The sequence below is a fragment of the Paraburkholderia sp. EG286A genome, assembly GCF_040965375.1.
Taxonomy (GTDB): domain Bacteria; phylum Pseudomonadota; class Gammaproteobacteria; order Burkholderiales; family Burkholderiaceae; genus Paraburkholderia.
This window is the reverse complement of record NZ_JBFRCB010000002.1, coordinates 137,273-161,649: the sequence shown is the minus strand read 5'-3', so window position 1 is coordinate 161,649 and position 24,377 is coordinate 137,273. Positions and strand designations below refer to the sequence as shown.

The 24,377-nt window shown below is 64.2% G+C and carries 23 protein-coding genes, 1 tRNA gene and 2 riboswitches; of the genes, 6 read left to right on the top strand and 18 right to left on the bottom strand.

Features of this window, described 5'->3' with window-relative positions:
- Positions 1–111 precede the first annotated feature (111 nt).
- The 5 genes from gcvP to AB4Y35_RS07425 all read right to left on the bottom strand — a co-directional run bounded on the left by gcvP (position 112) and on the right by AB4Y35_RS07425 (position 6,943).
- Entirely contained in the window at positions 112–3,075 is a 2,964-nt protein-coding gene (gene gcvP / locus AB4Y35_RS07445; protein ID WP_368703965.1) for an aminomethyl-transferring glycine dehydrogenase, read from the bottom strand.
- 72 nt (positions 3,076–3,147) lie between these two features.
- A complete protein-coding gene (gcvH, locus tag AB4Y35_RS07440) occupies positions 3,148–3,528 on the bottom strand; it encodes a glycine cleavage system protein GcvH (RefSeq protein WP_028203325.1) in 381 nt (126 codons plus the stop codon).
- 75 nt (positions 3,529–3,603) lie between these two features.
- Positions 3,604–4,722, bottom strand: coding sequence for a glycine cleavage system aminomethyltransferase GcvT (gene gcvT, locus AB4Y35_RS07435; protein WP_368703964.1), 1,119 nt, complete (start codon positions 4,720–4,722; stop codon positions 3,604–3,606).
- 89 nt (positions 4,723–4,811) lie between these two features.
- A riboswitch (glycine riboswitch) is annotated at positions 4,812–4,949 on the bottom strand.
- A 57-nt stretch (positions 4,950–5,006) separates the two neighbouring features.
- Positions 5,007–5,117: riboswitch (glycine riboswitch) on the bottom strand.
- 215 nt (positions 5,118–5,332) lie between these two features.
- Complete coding sequence (locus AB4Y35_RS07430; RefSeq protein WP_342920324.1) at positions 5,333–5,707, bottom strand: hypothetical protein; 375 nt, start codon at positions 5,705–5,707, stop codon at positions 5,333–5,335.
- A gap of 180 nt (positions 5,708–5,887) precedes the next feature.
- The gene (locus AB4Y35_RS07425) at positions 5,888–6,943 is read right to left on the bottom strand and encodes an oxidoreductase (RefSeq protein WP_368703963.1); all 1,056 of its coding nucleotides are present in this window, start codon (positions 6,941–6,943) and stop codon (positions 5,888–5,890) included.
- A gap of 276 nt (positions 6,944–7,219) precedes the next feature.
- Here AB4Y35_RS07425 and AB4Y35_RS07420 point away from each other — a divergent pair, with 276 nt between their 5' ends.
- Positions 7,220–9,310, top strand: coding sequence for a UvrD-helicase domain-containing protein (locus tag AB4Y35_RS07420; protein WP_254319173.1), 2,091 nt, complete (start codon positions 7,220–7,222; stop codon positions 9,308–9,310).
- Positions 9,311–9,394: 84 nt separating this feature from the next.
- Positions 9,395–9,976 carry a hypothetical protein gene (locus tag AB4Y35_RS07415; RefSeq protein ID WP_368703962.1) on the top strand — a complete coding sequence of 194 codons (582 nt, stop codon included), beginning with the start codon at positions 9,395–9,397 and terminating at the stop codon, positions 9,974–9,976.
- A gap of 93 nt (positions 9,977–10,069) precedes the next feature.
- Here the strand turns inward: AB4Y35_RS07415 and AB4Y35_RS07410 are convergent, their stop codons facing one another.
- Entirely contained in the window at positions 10,070–10,993 is a 924-nt protein-coding gene (locus AB4Y35_RS07410; protein WP_368703961.1) for a cytochrome c5 family protein, read from the bottom strand.
- Positions 10,994–11,310: 317 nt separating this feature from the next.
- On the opposite strand from AB4Y35_RS07410, the gene AB4Y35_RS07405 reads away from it, so the two are divergent.
- Positions 11,311–11,386: transfer RNA gene (locus tag AB4Y35_RS07405), tRNA-Arg, on the top strand.
- Between the two features lie 147 nt (positions 11,387–11,533).
- Here AB4Y35_RS07405 and AB4Y35_RS07400 read toward each other — a convergent pair.
- From AB4Y35_RS07400 to AB4Y35_RS07345, 12 genes are all read right to left on the bottom strand, one after another.
- Positions 11,534–12,166, bottom strand: coding sequence for a P27 family phage terminase small subunit (locus AB4Y35_RS07400; RefSeq protein WP_368703960.1), 633 nt, complete (start codon positions 12,164–12,166; stop codon positions 11,534–11,536).
- 141 nt (positions 12,167–12,307) lie between these two features.
- Positions 12,308–12,511, bottom strand: coding sequence for a hypothetical protein (locus AB4Y35_RS07395; RefSeq protein ID WP_368703959.1), 204 nt, complete (start codon positions 12,509–12,511; stop codon positions 12,308–12,310).
- A gap of 116 nt (positions 12,512–12,627) precedes the next feature.
- The gene (locus AB4Y35_RS07390) at positions 12,628–13,005 is read right to left on the bottom strand and encodes a hypothetical protein (RefSeq protein ID WP_368703958.1); all 378 of its coding nucleotides are present in this window, start codon (positions 13,003–13,005) and stop codon (positions 12,628–12,630) included.
- Positions 13,006–13,115: 110 nt separating this feature from the next.
- Complete coding sequence (locus AB4Y35_RS07385) at positions 13,116–13,739, bottom strand: HK97 family phage prohead protease (RefSeq protein WP_368703957.1); 624 nt, start codon at positions 13,737–13,739, stop codon at positions 13,116–13,118.
- Positions 13,740–13,751: 12 nt separating this feature from the next.
- Positions 13,752–14,621: a phage major capsid protein gene (locus AB4Y35_RS07380; protein ID WP_368703956.1), complete on the bottom strand. Its 870-nt coding sequence runs from the start codon at positions 14,619–14,621 to the stop codon at positions 13,752–13,754.
- Between the two features lie 222 nt (positions 14,622–14,843).
- Positions 14,844–15,104, bottom strand: a complete 261-nt coding sequence (locus AB4Y35_RS07375) for a hypothetical protein (RefSeq protein ID WP_368703955.1) — start codon at positions 15,102–15,104, stop codon at positions 14,844–14,846.
- 2 nt (positions 15,105–15,106) lie between these two features.
- Entirely contained in the window at positions 15,107–15,817 is a 711-nt protein-coding gene (locus AB4Y35_RS07370) for a hypothetical protein (protein ID WP_368703954.1), read from the bottom strand.
- 168 nt (positions 15,818–15,985) lie between these two features.
- Positions 15,986–18,265 (bottom strand): VapE domain-containing protein, encoded by a 2,280-nt coding sequence (locus AB4Y35_RS07365; protein WP_368703953.1) that lies wholly within the window; start codon positions 18,263–18,265, stop codon positions 15,986–15,988.
- Positions 18,265–18,642, bottom strand: a complete 378-nt coding sequence (locus AB4Y35_RS07360; RefSeq protein WP_368703952.1) for a hypothetical protein — start codon at positions 18,640–18,642, stop codon at positions 18,265–18,267. Before AB4Y35_RS07360 ends, AB4Y35_RS07365 begins: the two co-directional genes overlap by 1 nt.
- On the bottom strand, positions 18,639–18,845 hold the full coding sequence (locus tag AB4Y35_RS07355; protein WP_368703951.1) for a helix-turn-helix transcriptional regulator: 207 nt from the start codon (positions 18,843–18,845) through the stop codon (positions 18,639–18,641). The genes AB4Y35_RS07360 and AB4Y35_RS07355 overlap by 4 nt, the downstream gene beginning before the upstream one ends.
- Positions 18,846–18,988: 143 nt before the next feature.
- The gene (locus AB4Y35_RS07350) at positions 18,989–19,477 is read right to left on the bottom strand and encodes a hypothetical protein (protein WP_368703950.1); all 489 of its coding nucleotides are present in this window, start codon (positions 19,475–19,477) and stop codon (positions 18,989–18,991) included.
- Positions 19,474–20,625 (bottom strand): tyrosine-type recombinase/integrase, encoded by a 1,152-nt coding sequence (locus tag AB4Y35_RS07345; RefSeq protein ID WP_368703949.1) that lies wholly within the window; start codon positions 20,623–20,625, stop codon positions 19,474–19,476. The genes AB4Y35_RS07350 and AB4Y35_RS07345 overlap by 4 nt, the downstream gene beginning before the upstream one ends.
- Before the next feature lie 567 nt (positions 20,626–21,192).
- On the opposite strand from AB4Y35_RS07345, the gene AB4Y35_RS07340 reads away from it, so the two are divergent.
- From AB4Y35_RS07340 to AB4Y35_RS07330, 3 genes are all read left to right on the top strand, one after another.
- Entirely contained in the window at positions 21,193–21,978 is a 786-nt protein-coding gene (locus AB4Y35_RS07340; RefSeq protein ID WP_368689544.1) for a hypothetical protein, read from the top strand.
- Positions 21,979–22,043: 65 nt separating this feature from the next.
- Complete coding sequence (locus AB4Y35_RS07335; RefSeq protein WP_368689545.1) at positions 22,044–23,282, top strand: class I SAM-dependent methyltransferase; 1,239 nt, start codon at positions 22,044–22,046, stop codon at positions 23,280–23,282.
- 12 nt (positions 23,283–23,294) lie between these two features.
- Entirely contained in the window at positions 23,295–24,035 is a 741-nt protein-coding gene (locus tag AB4Y35_RS07330) for a hypothetical protein (protein ID WP_368703948.1), read from the top strand.
- Positions 24,036–24,377 lie beyond the last annotated feature (342 nt).

Genomic DNA, 24,377 nt, shown 5'->3' with positions numbered 1-24,377 from the left:
TCCCTGATTCAAGGCTGACAGGTGTGTGATGTTAGCGGTTTGCGGCGGCAAATGTGAGGGGGATGACCGCCGCTGCATTAACCGAAGATAACGCAGCGGCTTCGCAGCGGCTTATTCGCCGGCGGTCGCGTCGGCATGTTCGCCCGCATATTCGCTAAGCGGCACGCACGAGCAGAACAGGTTGCGGTCGCCGTAAGCGTTGTCGGCGCGGCCGACCGGCGGCCAGTACTTGCGCGCGACGAGCGACGCGACCGGGTAGGCGGCCTGCTCGCGCGAGTAGGCGTGCTGCCAGTCGTCGGCGACCACCACGGCGGCCGTGTGCGGCGCGTGGCGCAGCGGGTTGTCCTCCTTGTCCGCGCGGCCGTCTTCCACGGCGCGGATTTCCTCGCGGATCGCAACCATCGCGTCGATGAAGCGGTCGAGTTCTTCCTTCGACTCCGACTCGGTCGGCTCGACCATCAGCGTGCCCGGCACCGGGAAGCTCATGGTCGGGGCGTGGAAGCCGTAGTCCATCAGGCGCTTGGCGACGTCGTCCACGGTGATGCCGCTTGCATCCTTGATGGGGCGCAGGTCGAGAATGCACTCGTGCGCGACGAGCCCGCCCGGGCCGCTGTAGAGCACCGGGAAGTGCGGCGCGAGCTTGTTCGCCACGTAGTTGGCGTTGAGGATCGCGTTCTCGGTCGCAGCGGTCAGGTTGGCCGCGCCCATCATGGCGATGTACATCCACGAGATCGGCAGGATCGAGGCCGAGCCGTAAGGCGCCGCGCTCACCGCGCCGATGCCGTGATCGTCGCGCTTGTAGCCCGACGAAAGCTGGTTCGGCAGGAACTGCGCGAGGTGCGCGCCCACCGCGACGGGGCCGACGCCCGGGCCGCCACCGCCGTGCGGAATGCAGAAGGTCTTGTGCAGGTTCAGGTGCGAGACGTCGCCGCCGAACTGGCCCGGCGCCGCCAGACCCACCATGGCGTTCATGTTCGCGCCGTCCACGTACACCTGGCCGCCCGCCGCGTGCACGATCTCGCAGACTTCGCGCACGTTCTCTTCGAACACGCCGTGCGTGGACGGATACGTGATCATGATCGCCGCGAGCTTCGCCGCGTGCTGTTCGGCCTTGGCCTTGAGGTCGGCGACGTCGATGTTGCCCTGCGCGTCGCAAGCGACCACGACCACCTGCATGCCGGCCATCTGCGCCGATGCGGGGTTCGTGCCGTGCGCCGAAGCGGGAATCAGGCAGACGTTGCGAGCGGCTTCGCCGCGCGAGGCGTGGTACGCCTGGATGATGAGCAGACCCGCGTACTCGCCCTGCGAGCCGGCGTTCGGCTGCAGCGAGACGGCGGCGTAGCCCGTTGCGGCCACGAGCATCTGTTCGAGCTGATCGACCATCTCGCGATAGCCCACCGTCTGCTCGGCCGGCGCGAACGGGTGGATGCGGCCGAACTCGGGCCACGTGACCGGCAGCATTTCCGAGGTCGCGTTGAGCTTCATCGTGCACGAGCCGAGCGGGATCATCGAGCGGTCGAGCGCGAGGTCCTTGTCGGAGAGGCTGCGCAGGTAGCGCAGCATTTCCGTTTCCGAATGGTGACGGTTGAACACCGGATGCGTGAGGTACGCGCTTTCGCGCGCCAGCGCGGCCGGAAACGTCAACGCGGCGGCCTGCGTGAGTTCGGCGTCGAGCTTGTCGACCGAAGGCACTTCGCCGGCGAACGCGGCTTGCGCGAACACGGCGAGCAGGTCGGCCAGGTCGGCGCGCGAGGTGGTTTCGTCGACGGACACGCCCACACGCGTCTCGCTCACGTGGCGCAGGTTCATGCCGCGTGCGAGCGCTGCGTCGTGCAGCGCCTGGGTGCGCGGGCCGGCTTCGAACGTGAGCGTGTCGAAGAATGCTTCGGTCACGAGCGTGTAGCCGAGCTGCTTCGCGCCCGCGGCGAGGATCGCGGCGACGCGGTTCACGCGCTGCGCAATGCGCTTCAAGCCTTGCGGGCCGTGGTAGACGGCGTACATGCTCGCCATGATCGCGAGCAGCGCCTGCGCCGTGCAGACGTTCGAGGTCGCCTTTTCGCGGCGGATGTGCTGTTCGCGCGTTTGCAGCGCGAGGCGCAGCGCCGGGTTGCCTTGCGCGTCGACGGTCACGCCGACGAGACGGCCCGGCATCTGGCGCTTGAATTCGTCCTTCACCGCGAGGTAGGCGGCGTGCGGACCGCCGAAGCCCATCGGCACGCCGAAGCGCTGCGAGTTGCCCACGGCCACGTCCGCGCCCCATTCGCCTGGCGGCGTGAGCATGGTCAGCGCGAGCAGGTCGGCGGCGGCGATCACCGCGCCGCCGGCTGCGTGCACGGCTTGCGCGAGCGCGCGGTAGTCGCGCACGTCGCCGTTGACGCCCGGATATTGCAGCAGCACGCCGAAGGCGCCTGCATTGACTGCTTCAGCAGCCGGACCGACCTTCACCTCGATGCCGATCGGCTTGGCGCGCGTCTTCACGACTTCGACGGTCTGCGCCAGCACGTCGTCGGCGACGAAGAACACGTTCGACTTCGACTTGCCCACGCGCTGCACGAGCGTCATGGCTTCGGCGGCGGCGGTGGCTTCGTCGAGCAGCGACGCGTTCGAGATCGCGAGGCCGGTCAGGTCGGTGATCATCTGCTGGAAGTTCAAGAGGGCTTCGAGGCGGCCCTGCGAGATTTCCGGCTGGTACGGCGTGTACGCGGTGTACCACGCCGGGTTTTCGAGCACGTTGCGCAGGATGACGGCCGGCGTGTGCGTGTCGTAGTAGCCCTGCCCGATATACGAGCGGAACACCTGGTTCTTGTCCGCGAGCGCGCGCAGGGCGGCGAGCGCCTCGGCTTCCGAGCGCGGCTGCGAGAACGGCCCGAGCGGCAGCGTCTCGTTGCGGCGGATCTTCGCCGGAATCACCGCATCGATCAGCGCGGCGCGCGAGGCGAAGCCGAGCGCGTCGAGCATCGCCTGCTGGTCGGCCGTGTCGGGGCCGATGTGGCGGGCGGCGAAGGCGTCGTGCGCTTCAAGTGCAGCAAGCGAGAGCGGGGAGTTCATCAGACGATCCGGGTGTTCGAGCTTCATAGGGATTCCTGCGGGCGCGGGCGGCGTTCTGGGCGCGCCGCCGCGCCGTGGCGGTTAAGGCAAGGTTGCGATTTAAGCGCCGATCGCCTTTTCGTAGGCGGCGGCGTCGATCAGCGAGTCGAGCTTGGCGTCGGCGGCGGGCTTGATCTTGAAGAGCCACGACTCGTACGGCGCGCCGTTGACCTGGTCGGGCGTGTCGACGAGCGACGTGTTCGCTTCGATGATTTCGCCTGCGACCGGCGCGTAGATGTCCGAGGCGGCCTTGACCGACTCGATCACGGCAACGGCGTCGCCGGCGGTGACCGCGCGGCCCGCTTCGGGCAGTTCGAGGAAGACGATGTCACCGAGTGCTTCCTGCGCGTGGTCGGTGATGCCGATGGTCAGCGTGCCGTCGGCTTCGGTGCGGATCCACTCGTGCGATTCGGTGTATTTCAGATCGGCCGGGATGCTCATGGTTGCTCCAGTGCGTGGTTCGGTTTTTGTTGCTTAAAAGGGGGAGGGCGTACGCGCTAGCAGGACCCTCGCGGATCAGGCGGCGAGCACCTTGCCGTTGCGCACGAACGGCAGTTTTACCACGCTTGCGGGAAGGGCTTTGTCACGGATCTGCACCTGCACGACATCGCCCGGCTGCACGCCCTGCGGCACGCGCGCGAAGGCGATCGATTCCTGCATGCTCGGCGAGAACGTGCCGCTCGTGATCTCGCCCTCGCCGTGCGGCGTGAGCACTTTCTGGTGGGCGCGCAGCACGCCGCCGGCCTTGCCGTTTTCCTTCTGCAGGATCAGGCCGACGAAGGCCGAACGCGAGCCGTTCGCCTCCAGCGCCGGCCGGCCGACGAAGTCGCGCGGCTCCTTCATGTCGACGGTCCAGGCGAGGCCGGCGTCGAGCGGCGAGACGCCGTCGTCCATGTCCTGGCCGTAGAGGTTCATGCCCGCTTCGAGGCGCAGCGTGTCGCGCGCGCCGAGGCCACAGGGCTTCACGCCCTGGCGCTGCAGGGCGTCCCAAAGTTCGCAAACGGCGGCTGCGGGCACCACGATTTCGAAGCCGTCTTCGCCGGTGTAGCCCGTGCGCGCGATCATCAGCTCGCCGAACGGCGTGGCTTCGACCTTCGCGGCGTTGAAGGGTTTGAGAACTTCGGTGGCGCTGCGCGACGAGGGCGCGACCTGCCAGACTTTTTCGCGCGCGTTCGGGCCCTGCACGGCGACGATCGCGAGATCGCGGCGCGGCGTGATGGTGAGGCCGAAGCCGCCTTCGGCGTTGAGCTTCTCGAACCAGGCGATGTCTTTCTCGGCCGTGCCGGCGTTGACGACGGTGCGGAACTGGTCGTCGGCGAAGAAGTAGACGATCAGGTCGTCGATCACGCCGCCTTCGGGGTTCAGCATGCACGAGTAGAGCGCGCGGCCCGGCGTGGTGAGCTTGGCGACGTTGTTGGCGAGCGCGCGGGAGAAGAACTCGCGCGCCTTCGGGCCCGAAAAGTCGACGACGCACATGTGCGAAACGTCGAACATGCCGGCGTCGGTGCGCACGGCGCGATGCTCGTCGATCTGCGAGCCGTAGTTGACGGGCATGTCCCAGCCGCCGAAGTCGACCATGCGGGCGTTCAGCGCGCGGTGCGTGTCGTTCAGCGGGGTGCGTTTGAGTTCGGTCATGGGGCCTCAGGCGATCGCGAAAATTCGCGCGAAAACGAAAAAGGCCATGCAGGAAGCGCCGCAGGCACGATGCCCGTGGTCGGTTCTTGCATGGCCCCTCTGTCCTCGGTACCTGAGAGATTGCGCCCTGTTGCGGTTGGCGCGCGCCCCTTCGGTGGGCAGCCTGAACGCGTGGGGGTTACGATCCGCCGCCGCCCGTTCTACTGCCGCTCTCCAGAGTTGCGGACTGTGTGCCGCTTCGCGTCATCTCGCGCAAAAAGCGCAAATGCAGCGAATCAGCGGTCCGGCGCGCACGGTCCTTTTGCCTGAGAGTTTGTGGGTTGCCCCTTCGGCGGCGCCGGTTGCACTAGCGAAAGCAAGCTAAAGCAAACGGCGCGCTCTCCCGGCGCGCGCAGCGATTGTGCGCGACGCCTCGGGGCTATGTCAATGCGGAAAAATTCTGCGCGTGGCGCCAGCAAAGGGGCGTGAGGCTTGCTGGTATTGGCTTGCGCGGATCGGTGGCGCGCCATGGATCGCCCCGGGGAAAAACGGGGGCGGTTCGGATCGGTGGGAAGGCGCGGCACGAACCGCGAGCGCGCGGTCCGTGCCGACAGGCCAAGGCGCGTGGCGCTTACTCGCCGATGGCGCGAGCGGCCGTGTCGAGTTCCTCGTTCAGCACGCGTTGCTCGTCGGGCGAGATGCCGCCGCCGTGCTGCGCGGCCATGTCGTGCGCTTCGCCGCGGATCGTGTCGAGGCGGTGATGGAGTGCGCTGCCCTGGGGCGGCGGGTAGTAGCCCTGGCTCACGCGCATGTCGATGCGATGGCCCAGGTTGTCGATGCGGCTGTCGACCTGATGCAGGCGATCGACGGCGACCTCGTGCGGATTCGGGCCGGGCGGGGGCGGCGCAGCAGGGTGGTGCGCCGGCTGGTTGACCACGCACGCTGCAAGGGTCGAGACGAGTGCGCCAGCGGCGATCAGGCGTAGAGCGCGGGTGTAGCGGGTCATTCAGACTCTCCTTTGTCTTGTCGTTGCTGCCTTTTTTGGTCTTGCATGTCCACAAACGTCTGGCGATTGCCGCGTGACGACCCTACCGCGGCAACCAGATGTAACCATTTGTATGGACCTTTCAGCGGCGTCGGCGCAATGCAAGGTCGACGCCGCAGCCGAAAGCGCGCGCCGGTGCGCTCAGGGCTGGCGCACGAACGCCAGCGTGCGCCCGTCCTGCGCGCTTTGCATGGCGAGTTCGATGAGCGTCATGACGTCGATGGCGTCCTGCGGGCTCACCGGGAACGGCTTGCCTTCGCGGATCGCCGCGGCCAGCGCGCGGTACAGATCGGCGTAATTGCCCGCGGCGTTGGGCACGTCGAGATCGGCTTCCTGGCCGTCATCGCGCAGCACATGCAGGCGGCCCGTCTCGTTGCCCGCGCCGAAACCGGGCTGGCCCGGGCGCAGGCCGTCCTTGAGCTGATCTTCCTGGGTGTCGAGCCCGTTCTTCAGATAGCTGCCGTGCGTGCCGTGAATCGCGAAGCGCGGCGCGTACGCGGCGAGCGCGCTGGCGTGCAGCACGGCGTCGTGGTGCGGGTAGCGCAGCACGAGGTGCGCGTAATCCGGTGCGCTCGCGTTTTCGCGGCGCGTGTGAACGAACGCGGTGATCGACTCGGGCGCGCCGAACAGCGCGAGCGTCTGGTCGATCAGGTGCGGGCCGAGATCGTAGAGCAGGCCGCCGCCGCGCGTGGCGTCTTCGCGCCAGCGCTGCTTCACTTGCGGGCGGAAGCGGTCGAAATGCGATTCGTAGTGCGTGATGCGCCCGAGTTCGCCGCGCTCGATCAGCTCGCGCACGGTGAGGAAATCGCCGTCCCAGCGGCGGTTGTGGAACGGCGCGAACACGAGGCCGCGCTGCTTTGCGATGGCCGCGAGCGTGCGCGCTTCCTCGGCCGTGAGCGTGACCGGCTTGTCGACCAGCACGTGCTTGCCGCGCTCGAGCGTGCGGCGCGCGAGGTCGTAGTGCGTGTCGTTGGGCGTGGCGATCACGACGCATTCGATGGCGTCGATCGAGAGCAGCGCGTCGAGGTCGGGCACGATCGCGGCATCGGGGTAGTCAGCCTGGGCGCGTTCGGCCTGGCTCGTGGCGATGGCGGCGAGCTGCGCGGCGCCGCTATGCGCGATCACGGGGGCGTGGAAAGTCTGGCCGGCGAAGCCGTAGCCCATCAGGCCGATTTGCAGCGGTTGCGGTGCAGTCATTTAGCGCGTCCTCTTTCCAGCGAGTGCGGGTGGCGGGAGCCCGTTATTGTGGCACGGCGCGTAGAACGAGCGGAACGCGGCGAGGGACGGATGACCGGCGGAAAGGAACATCGGGGGCGCCATCGGCGTATCGCTGTGCCGTGTTAACATCGCACCTCCCGCGTGAGAGGCCGCTGCGACGTTCGCACGCCTCGCGCCGTGCGGCGTCACGAAAGGCCAGGCGCCTCGTCCGCACGCCTCCCAGCCGTACCACCCGTTTTTCCAATCCAGCCAACGATGTCCGCAGGCCTCAATTCCGCCCAGAACGAAGCGGTGCGCTATCTCGACGGTCCCTGTCTCGTGCTCGCCGGCGCGGGCAGCGGCAAGACGCGTGTCATCACGCAGAAGATCGCGCACCTCATCGAAGCGAAAGGCTTCGAGCCGCGCCATATCGCCGCCGTCACCTTCACGAACAAGGCCGCCGCCGAAATGCGCGAGCGCGTGGGCAAGCTGCTCGAAGGCAAGACGCTCACCACGCCCGGCAAGGAAGGCCGCAAGGTGCCGACCAACCAGCTGACGGTCTGCACGTTCCACTCGCTGGGCGTGCAGATCCTGCGCCAGGAGGCGGAACACCTGGGCCTGAAGCCCCAGTTCTCGATTATGGACGCCGACGACTGCTTCGCCATGATCCAGGAGCAGGTGGGCTCGACGGACAAAGGCTTCATCCGCAAGATCCAGTCGATCGTCTCGCTCTGGAAGAACGGTCTCGTGATGCCCGAGCAGGCGCTGGCCACGGCCTCGAACGAGGACGAGCACCAGGCGGCCATCGTCTACCGCAACTACATGGCGACGTTGCACGCGTATCAGGCGGTGGACTTCGACGACCTGATCCGCCTGCCCGCCGAGTTGTTTGCGAAAAACGAGCAGGTGCGCGACCGCTGGCAGAACAAGCTGCGCTACCTCCTCGTCGACGAATACCAGGACACCAACGCCTGCCAGTACGAACTGCTGAAACTGCTGGCGGGCCCGCGCGCGGCGTTTACGGCCGTGGGCGACGACGACCAGGCCATCTACGGCTGGCGCGGCGCCACGCTCGAAAACCTCGCGCAGCTCGGCAAGGACTTTCCGAAGCTGCACGTCATCAAGCTCGAGCAGAACTACCGCTCGACGGTGCGCATCCTGACGGCCGCGAATAACGTCATCGCGAACAATCCGAAGCTGTTCGAGAAGAAGCTGTGGTCCGAGCACGGCATGGGCGACACCATCACCGTCACGCCCTGCAACGACGAAGAGCACGAGGCCGAGTCGGTCGTGTTCCGGCTTTCGGCGCACAAGTTCGAGCGCCGCGCGCAGTTTCGCGACTACGCGATTCTGTATCGCGGCAACTTCCAGGCGCGCATCTTCGAACAGGTGCTGCGCCGCGAGCGCATTCCCTACGTGCTCTCGGGCGGCCAGTCGTTTTTCGACAAGGCCGAGATCAAGGACATCTGCGCTTACCTGCGCCTGATCGCCAATCACGACGACGATCCCGCGTTCATCCGTGCGATCACCACGCCGCGCCGTGGTGTGGGCAACACCACGCTCGAAGCGCTCGGCTCGTTCGCGGGGCAGGCGAAGGTGTCGCTGTTCGAGGCCGTCTACATGGGCGGTATCGAGGCGCGGCTTTCGGCGCGCCAGGTCGAGCCGATGCGCGTGTTCTGCGACTTCATGCAGCGCCTCGCCGAGCGCGCGCAGAAGGACCCCGCGACGGTCGTGCTCGACGACCTCATGGACGCGATTCACTACGAGGCGTATCTCTACGACGCCTTCGACGAGCGCCAGGCGCAATCGAAGTGGCAGAACGTGCTCGAATTCCTCGAGTGGCTCAAGCGCAAGGGCACGAAGCCCGAGCAGGAGATCGGCGAAGACAGCGAAGCCACCGGTTATGACAACGCCGACGGCCTCGCCGATACCGGCAAGAACCTCATGGGCCTCATTCAAACCGTCGCGCTGATGTCGATGCTCGAAGGCAAGGAAGAGGACCCGGACGCCGTGCGGCTTTCGACCGTGCATGCGTCGAAGGGGCTGGAGTATCCGCACGTGTTCCTGGTGGGCGTGGAAGAGGGGATCATGCCGCACCGCGGCGGCTCGGAAGACGATGTGATCGACGAAGGGCGCATCGAGGAAGAGCGCCGCCTCATGTACGTGGCGATCACGCGCGCGCAGCGCAGCCTGCATCTGAACTGGTGCAAGAAGCGCAAGCGGGCGCGCGAGACGGTGGTGTGCGAGGCGTCGCGCTTCATTCCGGAGATGGGCCTCGACGATGCGCCGCCGCCGACCGCCGAAGAAGCGCCGATGACGCCGAAGGACCGGCTGGCGAGTTTGAAGGCGTTGTTGCAGAAGGGGTGATGACCCTGGCGTGCAGCGGGTGTTTGCTTGTTTGGGACGCGGGCGGCAGTAGAGTGAACGCCCCTGTCCTGCTCGCTGCCGCCGATGGAAGATCCATTACTGCCGCATTACCGTCACGCGCTCGAAACGTATATCGACGCGAAGGACAACACGAAGCCCGCACGGATTCAAGAAGCGTTCGCGCCGGACGCCGAACTGACGTTCTCGCTGGCCACACCCAACATCGCGTTTCCGGCGCGCAGCGTCGGCGCCGAGGCGATCGCGAAGACGCTGGTGAGCGATTTCGGTGAGCGCTATTCGCGCTGCCGCACCTACTACCTTTGCGAGGCCGCTGCGCTCGTGGTGCGCGAGCGCACGATCGACGCGCTGCCCTGGCTCGTCGTGATGCGCGAGGACGCGGCGGGCGCGCTGCGCATCGGTCACGGCACGTATCGCTGGACTTTCGATGCGAACGACATCGCGCCGCGTGTTGCGGCACTCCACATTCACATTGCCCGGATGGACGTGATCGACGACCCGGACGGTACGCGGCTCGAGCGCCTGCAACAGGGCTTGAGCTATCCGTGGCTCGCTGCCGCCGAACTGGCTGCGCGCTACGGCGCGCTTGCCGGTGACGATTCGGGTGCGTTCGCCTTTGCCCGCGAATTTGCGCGTCCCGTGCGCTGACGCGCGACCGCTGTTTCATCGACGGATATAAAAATCCCCGCGCCGTATCGCTACGGGCGGGGATCGTTTTGCGCTTTGGCGCACCTTCGGCGCTTACTTCGCCGCGCTAACCATGTAATCGACGGCGGCCTTCACGTCGGCGTCGGAGGCGGTCGAGCCACCTTTGGGCGGCATCTGGCCCTTGCCGTGCAGCGCATAGTTGTAGACGGTGTCCATCGAGTCCTTGAGGCGCGGCGCCCAGTCGGCCTTGTTGCCGAATTTCGGCGCGCCCAGCACGCCCGCGGCGTGACACGCCTGGCAAACCTGCTGATAGAGCGCCTTGCCCGCTTGCGAGGCGTCGGCGCTTTGCGAGCCGCCACCGGCCGCGGGAGCGGTCGAAGCCTGCGGGATGGCCGCGATCGCCTCCGCGGCGGCTTGCGCCTGGGCGGCGTTCGTATCGGCGGCCGCTGCACCCGAGGCCGGTGCAGCGGCCGCCGCGCCCGACGCCGCGTTGGCGGCGTTGGCCGCACCTGGCGCGGGCTTGGGCGGATCCTGGAAGTTCGCGCCGGCGTGGTTCGCCATATAGGCGACGGCGAGGCCGATTTCGTAGTCGCTGTAGTCGTCGGGGCTCGTGCCGCCGCGCGGGGGCATCGCGCCCTTGCCCGAGAGCGCCGTTTTCCAGAGCGTGTCGAAGCCCTGCGCGATGCGCGGTGCCCAGTCGCCCGAGTTGCCGAACTTCGGCGCGCCGGCGGCGCCCGAGGCGTGACACGCCGAGCAGACGGCCTGGAAGACCTGCTCGCCGGTCTTGTAGACGCGCGGCGCATTGGCGTCGCGCACGTTGACCTGCGCGACCGGCGCGATGCGCGCGGCGACCTGCTGGGTGGAGAGTTCGTCGGTGCCCGCGCCGGTGCGCGTCGTGTTGTCGACGTAATAGGCGAGCAGAATGATGATGACGATGGGGACGGCAAACCCGGCGATGACAGCGGCGATCAGCTGGCCGGGCGTTTTGATCGGGGCTCCGTGGGGTGCTTCGCTCATGCTTGTCTCGACTCCCGTTGGTTTTATGGTGAGCGGTACAGCAGGACGGCAATGGCCATGCGGCAGATCAAACACCGACGATTATAGACGGAAGGGTTTGCGGCTGGTGGGTGGGCGCGGAGGGAGTTCAGCGGGCGTTTACCCGGAGCGGACCGGTGGCGGCCTGCGCTGTTTCGCCTGGGTTGTGCCTCGTGGAGATGCGACCCTTAATAACCTGTGCGGTGGACGGTTTAACCGAAACCGGTTATTCTCTCGGTCTCTCTTCGGCGCTGCCTTTTCCGTATTCTTCGGTCAGTCGGCGGCGCCAGCAAGTCAACGCGCCCGTAGCTCAATGGATAGAGTACTGCCCTCCGAAGGCAGGGGTTGCTGGTTCGATCCCAGCCGGGCGCGCCAGGTCTGACAAGGGTTCCCGGGATTTTCCGAGTACGCAACGCAGCAAAGTACGTAACGAGTACGTAACTGCACGGAAATTCTTCGACGAACTTTTCCGTACTAACTGAACGTGACCGCGCGGCACCGCCGCCCATGTGTTGACACCGGTCACCCAGCGCCGTCGTGTCCGACGCGGGCCACGGTGCGTTTCATCTCGCGTTCGAGCCGCCTGCGTTTTTGCGGCCACGATTCCACCGGGCCACGTATATCCTCGCTCAAGTCACTGGCTGTCACGAAGTACAGTCCGGGGTGCCGCTTCGCCAGTGCGCCGAGTTCCGCCGTGACCAGCAGCCCACCGGTGAGGCCGTCGCGCGGCAGGGCGTCGAGGTCAATTCCTTCATGGTGCAGGTCATCGCGCAGCACGTCCACCGGATCGTCACGCCGGGCTGCATCCCTTTTGCGATGGTCGGTCGCGCCACTCAGTCCGAGCCGTGAGGTCAGGTTTGCAATGGTTGACGCTGCACGCCGTTGCGTGCGGCAGGCGGGATGCTCGCGCGGTCCGCCGCCTCGCCCCTTGAGCATGGCACCCTCGCGCGCAATCGTCACCACCATGTCCGCATGCAGTACGTGCGCATGCACGAGCGCGGTGAGCGTCAGCAAGTCGCTTCGCTTGAACTTGGCACCCGGCCACGAGCCAACAATCGAGTTGAAAATCTCTTTCGCGCGAGCGTCGAGCGTGGCAGGCGGCAGCAGTCGCCCCGTGGCGTCGCGGGTGGCATCGTCGGGTTTCTGTCGTTCCATGGTGTGCGCGTTGGGTTTTGCCGGGGTGTGAAGCGGGTGGCGGTATGGAAGGTTGGGGGTCTGCGGGCAAGCGAATGACTACGGGCGGTTTCCGGGTCGAGCGCCAGAATCCAAATGATCCCGCCCCACTAATGATGTCGGTCAATCTTCGCGCGACGCCTTTCGCGTTACCGTCGCCGCCTTCATCACCGTGTCGCGAGGTGCGCCGCGCGAATGCACCGTCAATCCCTTTTCAATCAGCGTGCCTAGCAACCTCTCGCGCACACCGCCATACATCGGCAGCAGTTCATCGACGCGACGCGCGGTATCGTCCGATATCCACGCGATAGCAGGGATTGAGGCCACGGCACACCTCCGTTGCGTACGTGTGCCATCAGTATAGAAAAGAACGCGGGCGCCAAACCGGCACGGACCAGGGCACCTCACCATCTACCTGCCGTGCTGTTCGCGCGCGCCTGGGTTCACGGTAGCGGCGCGGACACACTGGTGACAAGTAAAAGGCGCGGCGGTCGTGTCCGAACTGCACCACAACTCACGAGCAACGCATCGATATGGTCGAGAGCCGATATCGGATCGTGTATCAAAATCAGCGAGCGAGCCAAGGCTGTATGGGTTTCGAAGTATCTGTGCTCGGATACAGCCGGTGCCACAAATTCAACGAACTGCGTGATTTCTTCAAGCAGGGCACCTCGATCCTCAGGCAGGCATTCCATCGCCCGCCGCCGCAGTGCGGTGGCCAGGACAAGGTAATCGCTTGGTCCGATGTTGGTCCTGATACCGCCCATCGCCATTTCCCCCAGCAGGCTCGCGACAGCCGTTATTCGACGAGGATAGTTCAACCCAAACGCAGATAGGTCGTCCGAAAGGATGAAATTTCGGACACGCGGCTAGTGCGGGCAAGGCCGTCCATCCTCGATTTGCTGCACGTACCGGGCTGTGGGCGTATCCCTTAACCTTGCCGAATACGCGAAGCGCCGGGCGGATCCGCGAGCCGTACCACGACGCACGGCTTGCGCTGCGGTCGCGGGTTCTCTGCGCGCCACTGCGCGAGTTGCCGTTCGACAACCTGTTCCGCCAGCGTGAGCGATTTCATTTCGGTGATTGCGGCATCGACGTTCGCAGGAATGCTAACCAGAGATAGTTCCAACCATTCCCATTTCGTGTAGCGCACGCTACCGCCATCGATAGGTTCAGATTCCAGAGGGCGAAAGCCAATTGATACCGAGCGCAGCAGTCCCGCTTTCACCGCTTGCCACGCATCGTCACAGAGCGTTTTGAGCGGGCCGTCCTGCGCGATCTTTGCAATTACTGCCCGGAACGCAATGCCATATTGTGAAGGCTTGCCGAGTATCACTGAACCCACAGTCTTTTGATGGTCATGTCCTACAAGCAGCGGCAGCGGGGTCCTGAACCGCACGCCGAGCGGGTTGACAACGTCGCCGTAACGATCCGGGGCGGGCGTGCTTGCAACACCGGAAATTTCGCGCGCTTCCTCAATTGCTCTGTCAATCTGCAACAGTGTCGAACCGCGCACCACGTCAACCACACGACCGCGATCCATGATCGGTTCCATTGTTCCACCCTCCTATGCTTTCGCGCGCTTCGTCGGCGCGAGGTTCGAGGCAAGGACGCCTGTCATCATGCCCGCTACGTTATTCGCGAGTGGTGCCCAGGCAATCCAGCGCTCACCGCGCAACGCCGCCAGATCGGATTCCCACAGACTTACGAGCGTGCCGTCCGTCATTTCGAGCGTCGCTTCGTCCGAACTGGTAATCCGGCTTCCTTCGTCCACGAGCGCGATCAGGCGCGGCACGCACCAGCCGATTGCGCCGCGTGGCACGCCGCCACTCACCACGGCGGGCAGCCCCGCCACGAGGCCACCACTGGCAACGCTCAGGGTTTGATTGTCCGCGAGCCCAGCGGTGAGCAGCGCCACACAGTCGGCTGCATTGAGCAGCAGCACAACATCGGCCAGATATTCCTCGGGAATGCGGGCGATCAGCGCTGCGAAATCGGTTTGCGGGTCACCGGTGCCCGTTATCACGTGCTCGTAGAAAATTGACGCAGGGCGGGCTGCATCGCCCGGTGCAGCGTCGCAGAATGCGGAATCTTCCGCGACGCGCAGCGCATGAGTCATATCGGCGTTAACCGCGAGGTCCACGCGGGCATGGGTAAGACGCAAGAATTCGACGCTGTACGGAACGGTCACGGTCACCTTGCGAGCCGGAACGCGCAGTGCGTCCAGTGTCGGACCGTTCACCACCGGCTTTTGTGCACCTTCGGCCACCCATTGCGCCACCGCGTTAGGGCTTGCCGTGAGAATTGGTTCGAGCGCACCGATACGATAGAACGCATGGATGGCGTTCACGAGGCCCACGACGGAACGCCGCTCGATCATGGTCACGATGCGCGCGCCGTAATCAATGGTTGCATCGCCGTCCGGCATGGTGTCCATCGTCATGATGCGTTCGAGCAGCGTCGCGGCCAGCGCCTTTGCACCATACTGTGCAACGCAATACTGCCGTGCCGCCACCGGTTCACCCCGGCACACCGCGAGGCAGCGCGCGGCGCGTGCCGCCGCGATGTCCTGTTCGAGCATGGTTCACCCCCAGTCAAAAGCAACCCGCCTTGCCCCGTTAGAGGGATAGGGCGGATTCGTTCCGGCTGCAAACTGGAGCTACGGTGGATACTCGAAATGCTGGGAATCGCAGAGATACTGCACAATCTCACGCAGCGCATACCTGCGCCGCCCGGCGATCATGCGCGAAGGCTGCACGGGTGAGCGCCCTTCGCGAATCCATGCGCGCAGCGTGCAATCGGCCACACCGAGCAGGGCGGCAGCGGTGGCTTCGTCCACGTCGCCCACTGGTGTTATCAGGCGGTCGTGTTCGACGCACCACGTGCGTAACCGCGCTTCGATGGCCTCGCATGATTCCATGCTCAGAACGGCACGTCCTCGTTCATGTCATCAAACCCGGTGCCGCCTGCCGGGGCCGTGCGTCCGGCCTTGTCAACCTGTGCAACACGCTGCACCGGATGGGGCTTCACCTTGCGTTTCGCGTCGGAATGCTTCGCTTTTGCCGCTTCGGTGACGTTGCCCGCGTCCGGCCAGTCGGGACTGTCCATCAGACGTTCCTGCAGCCAGCCTGGCAGGCTGTCGAACACCTTGCCGCGCCCATCCGCGATTTCATACGCTTGCGGCTTGTTGTAGCAGTGGCGCGGCAGACCGATGGTGTCGCCCTTTTCGAGCGGCATGAGCCGGGCGATGTTCAGATACGTGCGCCCGGTTTTATCGCTCACGCTGTGCCGCACCTCGCAACGGAACCACGTGCCGAGATAATCTTCGAGATCGAGTTCGTCTGCGAGGTCCGCCACGTCGCACGAGAGCGCGCCAGCCCATAGCTGCGCGAATTTCGCCTTGTAATACAGACTGAACGTCCACGGCATGATCCAGACGAGCGGCGGCTTGCCACGTCCGTTGTCATCGAGTGAGGGCTGCCCGTCGAGGGCGCGCAGTTCGAACTGCTGTGCAATGTCACCGCTCTCGTTATCGGGGAACCTCTGCGAGCGTCCACAGAACACCGCCTGCACGAGCGCGGTGAGGTAGGTGCCCTCCGGCGGTGGGGTGTAGTCTGGCTTTCTGGCTTTCATGGCTATTTCCTATGCCCGTTCATGGGCGTGTTCATCAAGCTTTGAGGCGCCAGGTCCGGGGGATACGGGGGACATGTCGCCTATGTACCTCCTGTAATCCTGTATTCCTATGTACTCCTGTATTTGTAGCAGTTAGTAGTAGTCCAGTTAGTCCTAGTTACGCTCTTATCAAACCCTTGCCGCGCCTGCTTCGCCGAGGGTAACTTCAGAAAATGAGGTAGCTTCAGCAATTACCCCTGCCGTCACGAGGAACCGGCTCGCGTTATGGGATTTCGTGACCGTGCAGCCGAGCAGGCGCAGTGCATCGGCAATGTCGTGAGCGTCCGGCGTGTTTTTCCGGGTGTAGTGTGAGTCCGTGATATGGGAATACAGGCCCGCGACCGTGAGCACGTCACCTGGCTTCTTGAAGCGCACCACGCGCGCCACGCGATCCATCCACGGATTCTCTGCGGCTCGTGCGCCCTGTTCGGCCACAGTCAGGCCGATCAGTGTTTCATCACCCGTCCACCATGCCTCGCCCTGCCTGAAGCGGTGCATGGCTTCGGCGAACAGGTCGCCCCGTTCGAGGTCAATCACATCCGGGCGGCACCTGCCAACGCACACCGGCAGGAATCGCCGGTTGCCGGTCGTGTCGAGCAGGTAGCCAGCGCGCTCGTTGGTTGTGCCCACAAACACACACTGCCGGGCGATGTCGCTTTTCGTGCGACCGTAGGCCACGCGTGCGGTGTCCACCTGCCGCGAGAGAAAGGACTTGAGGGCGGGCGCCTCCACCTTGCGGATCGCGTGTAGTTCCGGCACCTCCACGAGCCAGGTGCCCGGTAGCACTTCGGCGGCTTCCTTCACGTCGCCCGGATTAGGCAGGCAGTCCGTAAAATAGGCGTCGCTCGCGAGGGCGCGCAGGGACATCGATTTGCCAACACCCTGCGCCCCTTCGAGGATCGGCATGGTGTCCACCTTGCAGCCCGGCCCGATCACGCGCGCCACCATCGAGAGCAGCAGCACGCGCGCGACTTCGCGGTTATAGGGCGTGTCCACGGCGCCCATGTAGGCCGAGAAAAACGTATCGACGCGGCACACACCATCCCATTCGAGCGCATCGAGCCAGTCGTGCAATGGGTGAAAAGCATGCTGCCGTGCGTAATACTCGACCGCCTTTTCGACCGTCTCGACGCCTGCACTCAGACCAATCTGCTTTTCGAGGAACAGGATCAGGCCCGTGGTGTCGCAGTCCTGCCACGTGTCCGGCAGGTGCCCGAGGTTCCACGGACGCTCGCCCGTCCACACGATGCGCTGGCGCATGCCATCGAATCCGAACGGCAGGCGATGCTCGAACATCGTGATCTTGTCGAACACGTCAAGCATTTTCTGCTCGCGCGGATCGGTTTCCGGCTCCTGCGGTTGTGCGGGTTGTGCGGCGTCCGTGCCGTTGCCCGGCTCGTGCGCGGCGTCAATCGCCTCGCGCAGCATGCGCGCGCCGCCCGTATCGTTGAGCGCTTCGGCGTTCGCCACGCCCGCGAGCGCGGCGCCGCGCAACGGCCACGTCCAGCAGTCCCACGGATCGAAGCCCACGTTTTCCGGCTCGATGTCGGCAGGCAGCGCCACGAGCTTCGCACCGCCCCTGCATGCCTTGCGCCCTTCGGCGAGCGCGTCGCGATCCGGCAGCACGAGCAGCGGCAGGCCCGGCCACTTCGCGCACGCCGCTCTCACGACGGCGCCAAGCCGTACCTTGCTCGTGGCAGCGAGCACCATGTACTCGTGACGTGTGGCGCACGCCGTCGCCCAGGCACTCGCAAACCCCTCGCAGACAATCACCCCCCTGGCACCGTCCGCCTGCATCGAGGTCGAGCGCGAGTCCGCACGCCATGCGCTGTCGCGCAGTTGTACCCCTTCAAGGTTGAGCTTGTCCCCGTTGCCGCTGACTGCCTGCAACGTCACCGGCGAGCCGTCCGCGATGGACAGCAGCAGGAACACGGCGCGCAGTTCACCATCGTCCCACTCGGCGAGTTGCACGTTGCCTGCGCCCTGCATCATCTTGCGCGCAATGTACGGATGCCCGTCCGCGCTCGTGCCGTGCACATAGCGCAACATTGGCGTTGGTGGATCGGGTATGAATCCCGGCTTGCATGTACTATCGTTTTCCATTGCATGTACCTCCACTGGAAGTGAGGCGGCACGGGGCACAGGTCGAACCCGTGCCACTTTTTTCGGCGCCGTGTAGCCGTAGTCGCGCGCGATGAAAAAGAGCGTGCGGGTTGTCACCACCCCCGCGTAGTTGCCGCCTTCGTCGGCGTTCCTCCATGTCGTTTCAAAATCCCGCCCGTTGAATTTGGCGCCGCGCTCCGACCACTCGCGGGCCTCGCCGTGCATGCCGAGCGCGTGCAACGCGAACACTACCCGTAACCATTCGGGCCGCGAGCAGTCCGGGTCGATGGCGTTGAGCGCGCGCATCACTTCACCCCTGCTGGCGCGTCGCATTGCGCGCCCCCGTCACCGTCCATGAGATCGAGTGCCTCTTCGAGCAGCCCGGCGAGTGCAGCGAATGTGGCCTCATTTCGGCGCGGTTGCTCGTCACCGCATTCGAGCGCACGCAGGTTGAACGCCACGCGTTTCGCGGCCATGGCGAGCGCATCAACGTTCGCGCGCAGGTTGCCGCGCCCGTCCAGCAGTTCGTGCACGAGGTCGATGCAGTTGCCTGCCATTTTGTCGCCCTGGCGATAGCGCGTTTCGAGGTAGTCGGCGATGTCCCGCATGCGCGCATCGCGCGGCACGACTTGCGGCGGGGGCGTGAGATTGAATTCCGGTCCGCTTTCGAGGGCGTCCATCATGCAACCTCCCTGTCGGCGGGTTCCGTCATGCTCGCGACCCAGGCGCGCAGGGCTTCTTCGGTCACAAAAACGCGTCGACCGATGCGCGTGCGTGCCGGACCTTTGCCTGCCGCCCACAGGTTATGAAGATGAGCAACAGAGACGCGGGCACGCTGCGCTGTTTCAGGGATCGTGAAGTACTGCCCGATAAATTGAGTATTCATACTCCCTCTCTGTAGATTGACCCCGCTCGTGATTAATAGAGCGGTTGAGAGGAGTATTGAGAGTGCGCGCGTGTTCCGTAAGCGCAGGTTTTCAGGAAACCTGTATCGCTCGATTACCCGCAGTACAGGCTTTTGAAAAAACGTTACTGCTCGCCTTCGGCCTTTAATAGCGCCTCGTATTCCGCCAGATCAGCGCGATATTCCTTGCTATAGTACCGGGCGCGGAAAAAGCCGGGACTCATGCCGTGCCGCTCGTCCATTAGGGCGCACGCGGCGTCCACCGTTGCACCGTCGAGAACGCGCTCCACTACCTCACAGAGCGCCGACCAGTTGCGCCGCTGCACATCAGTTAAAAGTCCGTCAGCCTCGCCCACGTAGGGCAGACAACGCACACCATGCTTGCGCTCGTATGCGTCCACGGCGGGCGAGACAAGCCAGCGCCCGAGCACCCACAGCACGCGCGTCTCGATTGACGCGTCATCGGCGGGGAGCCGGTTTGTGCCGATCCACGCGGCGATTTCTGCAGCCGTCTCGCCCATGTCCTTATCGACCGTGCCCCACGTGCCGCCGTCACCCCGCACGCGCGCGTATGCCTGCTCGAACTGCCGCATCAGATCGGCAATGTCCCTCATGCGGTCCCCCGCACAAGCGAAGGCACGGCGTCGAGCATCGCGCGCAGCGTACCCGAGTCGGCATGCTCGTAGTGCTTCGCGATCATCTCGACCGAAGTACCGGCGAGACGCGCAACAAGCACCGAATCCATACCAGCGGCTAGCAGGTTGGTTATCGCGGTATGCCGCAACGTGTAGGTCACAACATCCGGTCCGAAGCTAGCAGCGGTCGCCGCCTCACGAAACGCGTCGCGCCACTCGAAGCGCGTCCACTGTACGCCGTTGGTTTGCGCGAAGATGAGCGCACCCGGAAGTTTGTCCTTAACCTCGCCACCCAGGAACGCGATGGCATCCGTTGAGATTGGCACGACGCGCCGACCGGTCTTGCCGTCGAGCGCGAGCGTCCCCGCCTTCGCGTTGAAGTCGCGAACGCGCAGCGCGGCAATCTCGCCGGGTCGCGACGGGATAAGCGCGATTGCCGTCATGAAGGGGCGCGCCGCATCGGACATCGCCGAGAGCAGGCGAGCCGACTCGGCGGGCGTCAGAATGGTCTCTCGCCGCCTGCCGACGCCCTTGTACTTTGCGACCGTTTTCCAGCCCGCGTCGGTTGCGACCAGTCGATCCTTCAGCGCCTTGTTAAGCGCTGCCTTCAACGTTGCGAGGTTTCGATTGGCTGACGCTTTCGCGCGACGCAATGCGTCGGGGTCGTCAGCCTCAATATCGTCGACCTGAGCGTGGAGCCACGTCTCGACGTGCGAAGTGCGCAGCTTGTCGAGCGCGACCCGGCCAATCGGCACGTCATCAACGAGTCGACGGAACCTGCCGGCGGCGTCCTTGCCCGTCGTAGCGCTCTTGCGATGCGTAATGTCGGTGACGTAGAGCGCACAAGCCTCCTTGACGGTCGTGGGTTTCGCGCTCGCGCCCTGATTTACGCCGAGCGCCCACTCTTCGGCGGCGCGCTTCGCCTCATCGAACGAAGATTGTTCACCGAGCGAGCGAAAGTCGTAACCCTTGTCGTCGTGGCGACGGCGAGCGATCCACGTCCCCGAGTCCGTCGTCATCTTGCGAAACCCGAGATGGACGCCCTCACCGAGTTTGTACCAGTGGGGATCACGCCGGGTCGCGAGCGCCGCGCGTCCCTTTTTGGTCGTGATGTCGGCTGCTGTCATGGCCCCGTGCCCTCCAGAAAGTACGTAACCAATACGTAACTATACTAGAAAACAGGGGTCTCTAGTTGCCTCTGTGGGAATCGATATTTCAATAAAATCAGTTATTTATAGACAATGGTGGAGGGTGTTAGAGAGATTATTCTTCTCTCCGAAGGCAGGGGTTGCTGGTTCGATCCCAGCCGGGCGCGCCAAAAATTCTCACCACTGCAAAGTCGAGAGTCCTGCCGCGGGACGCCTTCAGAACTCGACACATCAGCGTCATATCCCGTCACACCTCTGGCTCCATGACCTCCGCAAGGCGTTCGTGTCCTCCGCTGTCGAGCGTGGCTTGACACGCTCAATGCGTTGCATGCGCCCGATACCAGGCAATCCGTAAGGATGTCCATCTGGAACTCGATGCCTTCGATCGTGCTCCTGACCGCGCCTGCCCGGGTGTGCACGACGAAGCGCCAGTGCCAACAGCGCATCCAAAGAATTGCACCGCTAACCGCGGTCTGTTCGCCCGATTGACGGGAAGGCACAGCCGTTAGCCTTTAGCTTCGCAAAAGGCTTTGTGGGCCCGTCAAAATGAATACGTTGAATGTGTGCATCGGGCACGTGCCGTTTCCGGCCGAGCACGCGCATTTCGTCGATCTGTTGATTTCGCCGAATGCCGTGCCGGGCAACATCCGGAGAAAGGCAATCGTGCCTGATGAGTTGTACGGCGAGCACGGGCACGCGTTGTCGGAATACGCGCAGCTTTTCTGGCTGTTTCGCAATCTCGACTCGATCGCGTCGGGCTACGAGTATCTGAATATCTTTCAGTACCGCCGGTTCATTTCGCCCACGCCAGTCAATGCGCCGAAAGCAAGCAATCTGCCGTGGGCTTCCGTGGTTCAGGAAGCGGAGCTGGGCAATTACGCATATTGCTTCGAGCGTCAGCGTACGAACAGCTGCTTCAATACGCCGATCACCCTCGGTGCGGCGGGCGTCATTGCGCAATACCAGGGCGCCCACGTACTCGAGGATTTCCTGAGCTTCACGCAGTACATGATGGGCGAGAAGCTGTTCGATTCCTCGGACGCGCTTAAATTCATCAGCCAGCAGCACTTCGTGCCCTCCTGCAGCATCGGTCTCTACCACGTCGATTTGTTCCGCTCGATCTTCGCGGTGCTCGAGCGCGCCTCGGAGTTCATGAACTCGCCGCGCTTCGTTGCGCGCGACGGTTATCAACGGCGCTCGGTCGGCTTCCTGCTCGAACGTCTGCACAGCTATCTGATCGTCGAACACTTCAGGAACGCCGGTGTGTTCGGCCACAACATGTTGATCTCGGATTCGGCGGTCGCCACGCACACGGCAGATCGCGTGCAGTGACTCCATTCCATCCGTTTACCACCGAAATCGTTTACCACCGAAATCGCTTCGTTCCGGAGCCATCCATGAATTCATATCGTGCCATTCCCGGTTGCCGTGTGAGCGGCAGCACGCATCAGATCCCGGTGCTCAATCTCGGCCACCAGGCACTTACCGGCGTTTTTCCGAAATCGGCTGACGAGCCGGTCACGCAGGGCCCGCTCGAGCTCGTGTGGTCGCCGGGCAGCGGCTTGTTGCAGCTCGCGCATTCGTACGAGCCGTCGGAGATGTATGGCGACAATTACGGCTATCGATCGGGGCTGAACCAGTCGATGGTCGATCACCTGACCGACAAGATCGCGTACCTCGAACGCCTGAAGCCGCTCTCGGCCGGCGACGTCGTGCTCGACATCGGCAGCAACGACTCCACGACGCTGAGGGCTTACCGCACCAACGGTCTGCGCCGGATCGGCATCGATCCGACGGGCAACAAGTTCCGTGAATACTATCCGGAAGACGTGCGCCTCGTCCCCGACTTCTTTTCCGCCGACGCTTACCGCTCGGTCGAAAGTCGCCCGGCGAAGATCGTCACGTCGATCGCGATGTTCTACGACCTCGAAGCGCCGATTGAATTCGCGAAACAGATCGAATCGATTCTCGCCGATGACGGTGTCTGGCATTTCGAGCAAAGCTACATGCCGTCGATGCTGCGTCTGAATTCGTACGACACGATCTGCCACGAGCACCTCGAGTACTATTCGCTCGCCGTCGTGAAGATCATTCTGGAAGCGGCCGGCCTCAAGCTGGTGGACGTCGTGATGAATGCCGTCAACGGCGGCAGCTTCGCCGTGACGGCCGCGAAAGCCGGCGACCATTCGATCAAGGTCAATCATCCGGTGATCGACTGGCTGCTCGAGCAGGAAGACCGGATGGGCCTGAATACGCCGCGTCCTTATCGCGAATTCGAGGAGCGCGTGTTCCGCCATCGCGACGACCTGACGCGACTGATCCGCGCGCTGAATGCGGACGGCAAGAAGGTGCTCGGTTACGGTGCTTCGACGAAGGGTAACGTCGTGCTGCAGTTCTGCGGATTCACTGCGGCAGACATTCCGGCCATCGCCGAAGTGAACGAGGAGAAATTCGGCCGCGTGACGCCGGGCACGCATATCCCCATCATCTCCGAAGCGAAGGCGCGTGCAATGAAGCCGGACTATTTCCTCGTCCTGCCGTGGCACTTCAAGAACGGCATCCTGCGCCGTGAAAGCGAGTATCTGAAGAGTGGCGGGCGACTGATTTTCCCGTTCCCGGAAATCGAAATCGTCTAAGCCGGGATTCGCATGCAAGACGCCATCTCTATGGATATTCAGTCATTGCAGCAAGCGTGGACGTGGCAGCCGCAGATGCAGCAGCATTTGCGCTTCCCGTTCGCGGGTGCTGGCACGCTCAATCGCAACGCTTCGCAGGCATGGCAGGACATCTTCGTGCTGTCGATGCTGGAGGGCCGTACGAACGGCCGCTATCTGGAAGTCGGCGCGAATTATCCGCTGTCGAACAACAACACTGCGTTGCTGGCGCTCCTTTACAGCTGGCAAGGCGTGTCGATCGAGTTCGATCCGGCATTTTTCGGCAGCTGGCTCAAGGACCGGCCCGACCATACGCTCGTGCTCGCAGACGCGCTCGCACTCGATTACGCGAAGGCGTTGCCCGTATGGTTCGGTCAAGACACGCAGCGAATCGATTATCTGCAACTCGACATCGATCCGAGCTACAACACGCTGCAGGTCCTGAAGAAGTTGCCGCTGGATCGCTACCGGTTCTCAGTGATCACATTCGAAACCGATGCGTATTCGGGCGATTTTCGCGCCCGCAGCGAGAGTCGCGATATTCTGCTTCGCCACGGCTATGAACTCGTCGGGCGAGACGTGTCCGTGCTGTTCCCGCCCGTTTCGCCGCATCCGATTCCGTTCGAGGATTGGTGGGTCGATCCGCAGGTCGTCTCGCGTGAAAGGATTCGCGCGCTGCAGGCGATCGACAAGTCACCGCTGTTACCGCAGGACATTCTGTTCGCTGTGACCTGAGTGTCACGGGACGAGTCAAAGCCTGCTCCGGGACTATCCCGTGAGCAGGCTTTTTTTGTTCGAAGCGATGTGAGCAGGGTGCGCGGACGGCGCGGCAGGCAGGTCGTGTCCATGACACGACCGCTGGACAGAATGACAACCCGGAGGCGCCCCGCCGCAATTGCTCGACGCCTGTTCGGACTGTCTTCGTTACGTGTGTTTGGCGAATCGGCAAGCCATGACAGGCCGGGTCAACAGCGTCTCATTGAGCGCCATTCGATCTACCGGAAGAGGAACGTGCAACGCGAGACGGGCGCTGCGCCGATATGGCCGCCGTCAGGGCTGGACCGCTGCCCGACGAAC

Excerpts from the sequence above, each read along its gene's own strand:
- gcvP (WP_368703965.1), bottom strand. The coding sequence starts at position 3,075 with ATGAAGCTCGAACACCCGGATCGTCTGATGAACTCCCCGCTCTCGCTT.
- gcvH (WP_028203325.1), bottom strand. The coding sequence starts at position 3,528 with ATGAGCATCCCGGCCGATCTGAAATACACCGAATCGCACGAGTGGATC.
- gcvT (WP_368703964.1), bottom strand. The coding sequence starts at position 4,722 with ATGACCGAACTCAAACGCACCCCGCTGAACGACACGCACCGCGCGCTG.
- AB4Y35_RS07430 (WP_342920324.1), bottom strand. The coding sequence starts at position 5,707 with ATGACCCGCTACACCCGCGCTCTACGCCTGATCGCCGCTGGCGCACTC.
- AB4Y35_RS07425 (WP_368703963.1), bottom strand. The coding sequence starts at position 6,943 with ATGACTGCACCGCAACCGCTGCAAATCGGCCTGATGGGCTACGGCTTC.
- AB4Y35_RS07420 (WP_254319173.1), top strand. The coding sequence starts at position 7,220 with ATGTCCGCAGGCCTCAATTCCGCCCAGAACGAAGCGGTGCGCTATCTC.
- AB4Y35_RS07415 (WP_368703962.1), top strand. The coding sequence starts at position 9,395 with ATGGAAGATCCATTACTGCCGCATTACCGTCACGCGCTCGAAACGTAT.
- AB4Y35_RS07410 (WP_368703961.1), bottom strand. The coding sequence starts at position 10,993 with ATGAGCGAAGCACCCCACGGAGCCCCGATCAAAACGCCCGGCCAGCTG.
- AB4Y35_RS07400 (WP_368703960.1), bottom strand. The coding sequence starts at position 12,166 with ATGGAACGACAGAAACCCGACGATGCCACCCGCGACGCCACGGGGCGA.
- AB4Y35_RS07385 (WP_368703957.1), bottom strand. The coding sequence starts at position 13,739 with ATGGAACCGATCATGGATCGCGGTCGTGTGGTTGACGTGGTGCGCGGT.
- AB4Y35_RS07380 (WP_368703956.1), bottom strand. The coding sequence starts at position 14,621 with ATGGACACCATGCCGGACGGCGATGCAACCATTGATTACGGCGCGCGC.
- AB4Y35_RS07375 (WP_368703955.1), bottom strand. The coding sequence starts at position 15,104 with ATGGAATCATGCGAGGCCATCGAAGCGCGGTTACGCACGTGGTGCGTC.
- AB4Y35_RS07370 (WP_368703954.1), bottom strand. The coding sequence starts at position 15,817 with ATGAAAGCCAGAAAGCCAGACTACACCCCACCGCCGGAGGGCACCTAC.
- AB4Y35_RS07365 (WP_368703953.1), bottom strand. The coding sequence starts at position 18,265 with ATGCGCGCGCTCAACGCCATCGACCCGGACTGCTCGCGGCCCGAATGG.
- AB4Y35_RS07360 (WP_368703952.1), bottom strand. The coding sequence starts at position 18,642 with ATGATGGACGCCCTCGAAAGCGGACCGGAATTCAATCTCACGCCCCCG.
- AB4Y35_RS07355 (WP_368703951.1), bottom strand. The coding sequence starts at position 18,845 with ATGAATACTCAATTTATCGGGCAGTACTTCACGATCCCTGAAACAGCG.
- AB4Y35_RS07350 (WP_368703950.1), bottom strand. The coding sequence starts at position 19,477 with ATGAGGGACATTGCCGATCTGATGCGGCAGTTCGAGCAGGCATACGCG.
- AB4Y35_RS07345 (WP_368703949.1), bottom strand. The coding sequence starts at position 20,625 with ATGACAGCAGCCGACATCACGACCAAAAAGGGACGCGCGGCGCTCGCG.
- AB4Y35_RS07340 (WP_368689544.1), top strand. The coding sequence starts at position 21,193 with ATGAATACGTTGAATGTGTGCATCGGGCACGTGCCGTTTCCGGCCGAG.
- AB4Y35_RS07335 (WP_368689545.1), top strand. The coding sequence starts at position 22,044 with ATGAATTCATATCGTGCCATTCCCGGTTGCCGTGTGAGCGGCAGCACG.
- AB4Y35_RS07330 (WP_368703948.1), top strand. The coding sequence starts at position 23,295 with ATGCAAGACGCCATCTCTATGGATATTCAGTCATTGCAGCAAGCGTGG.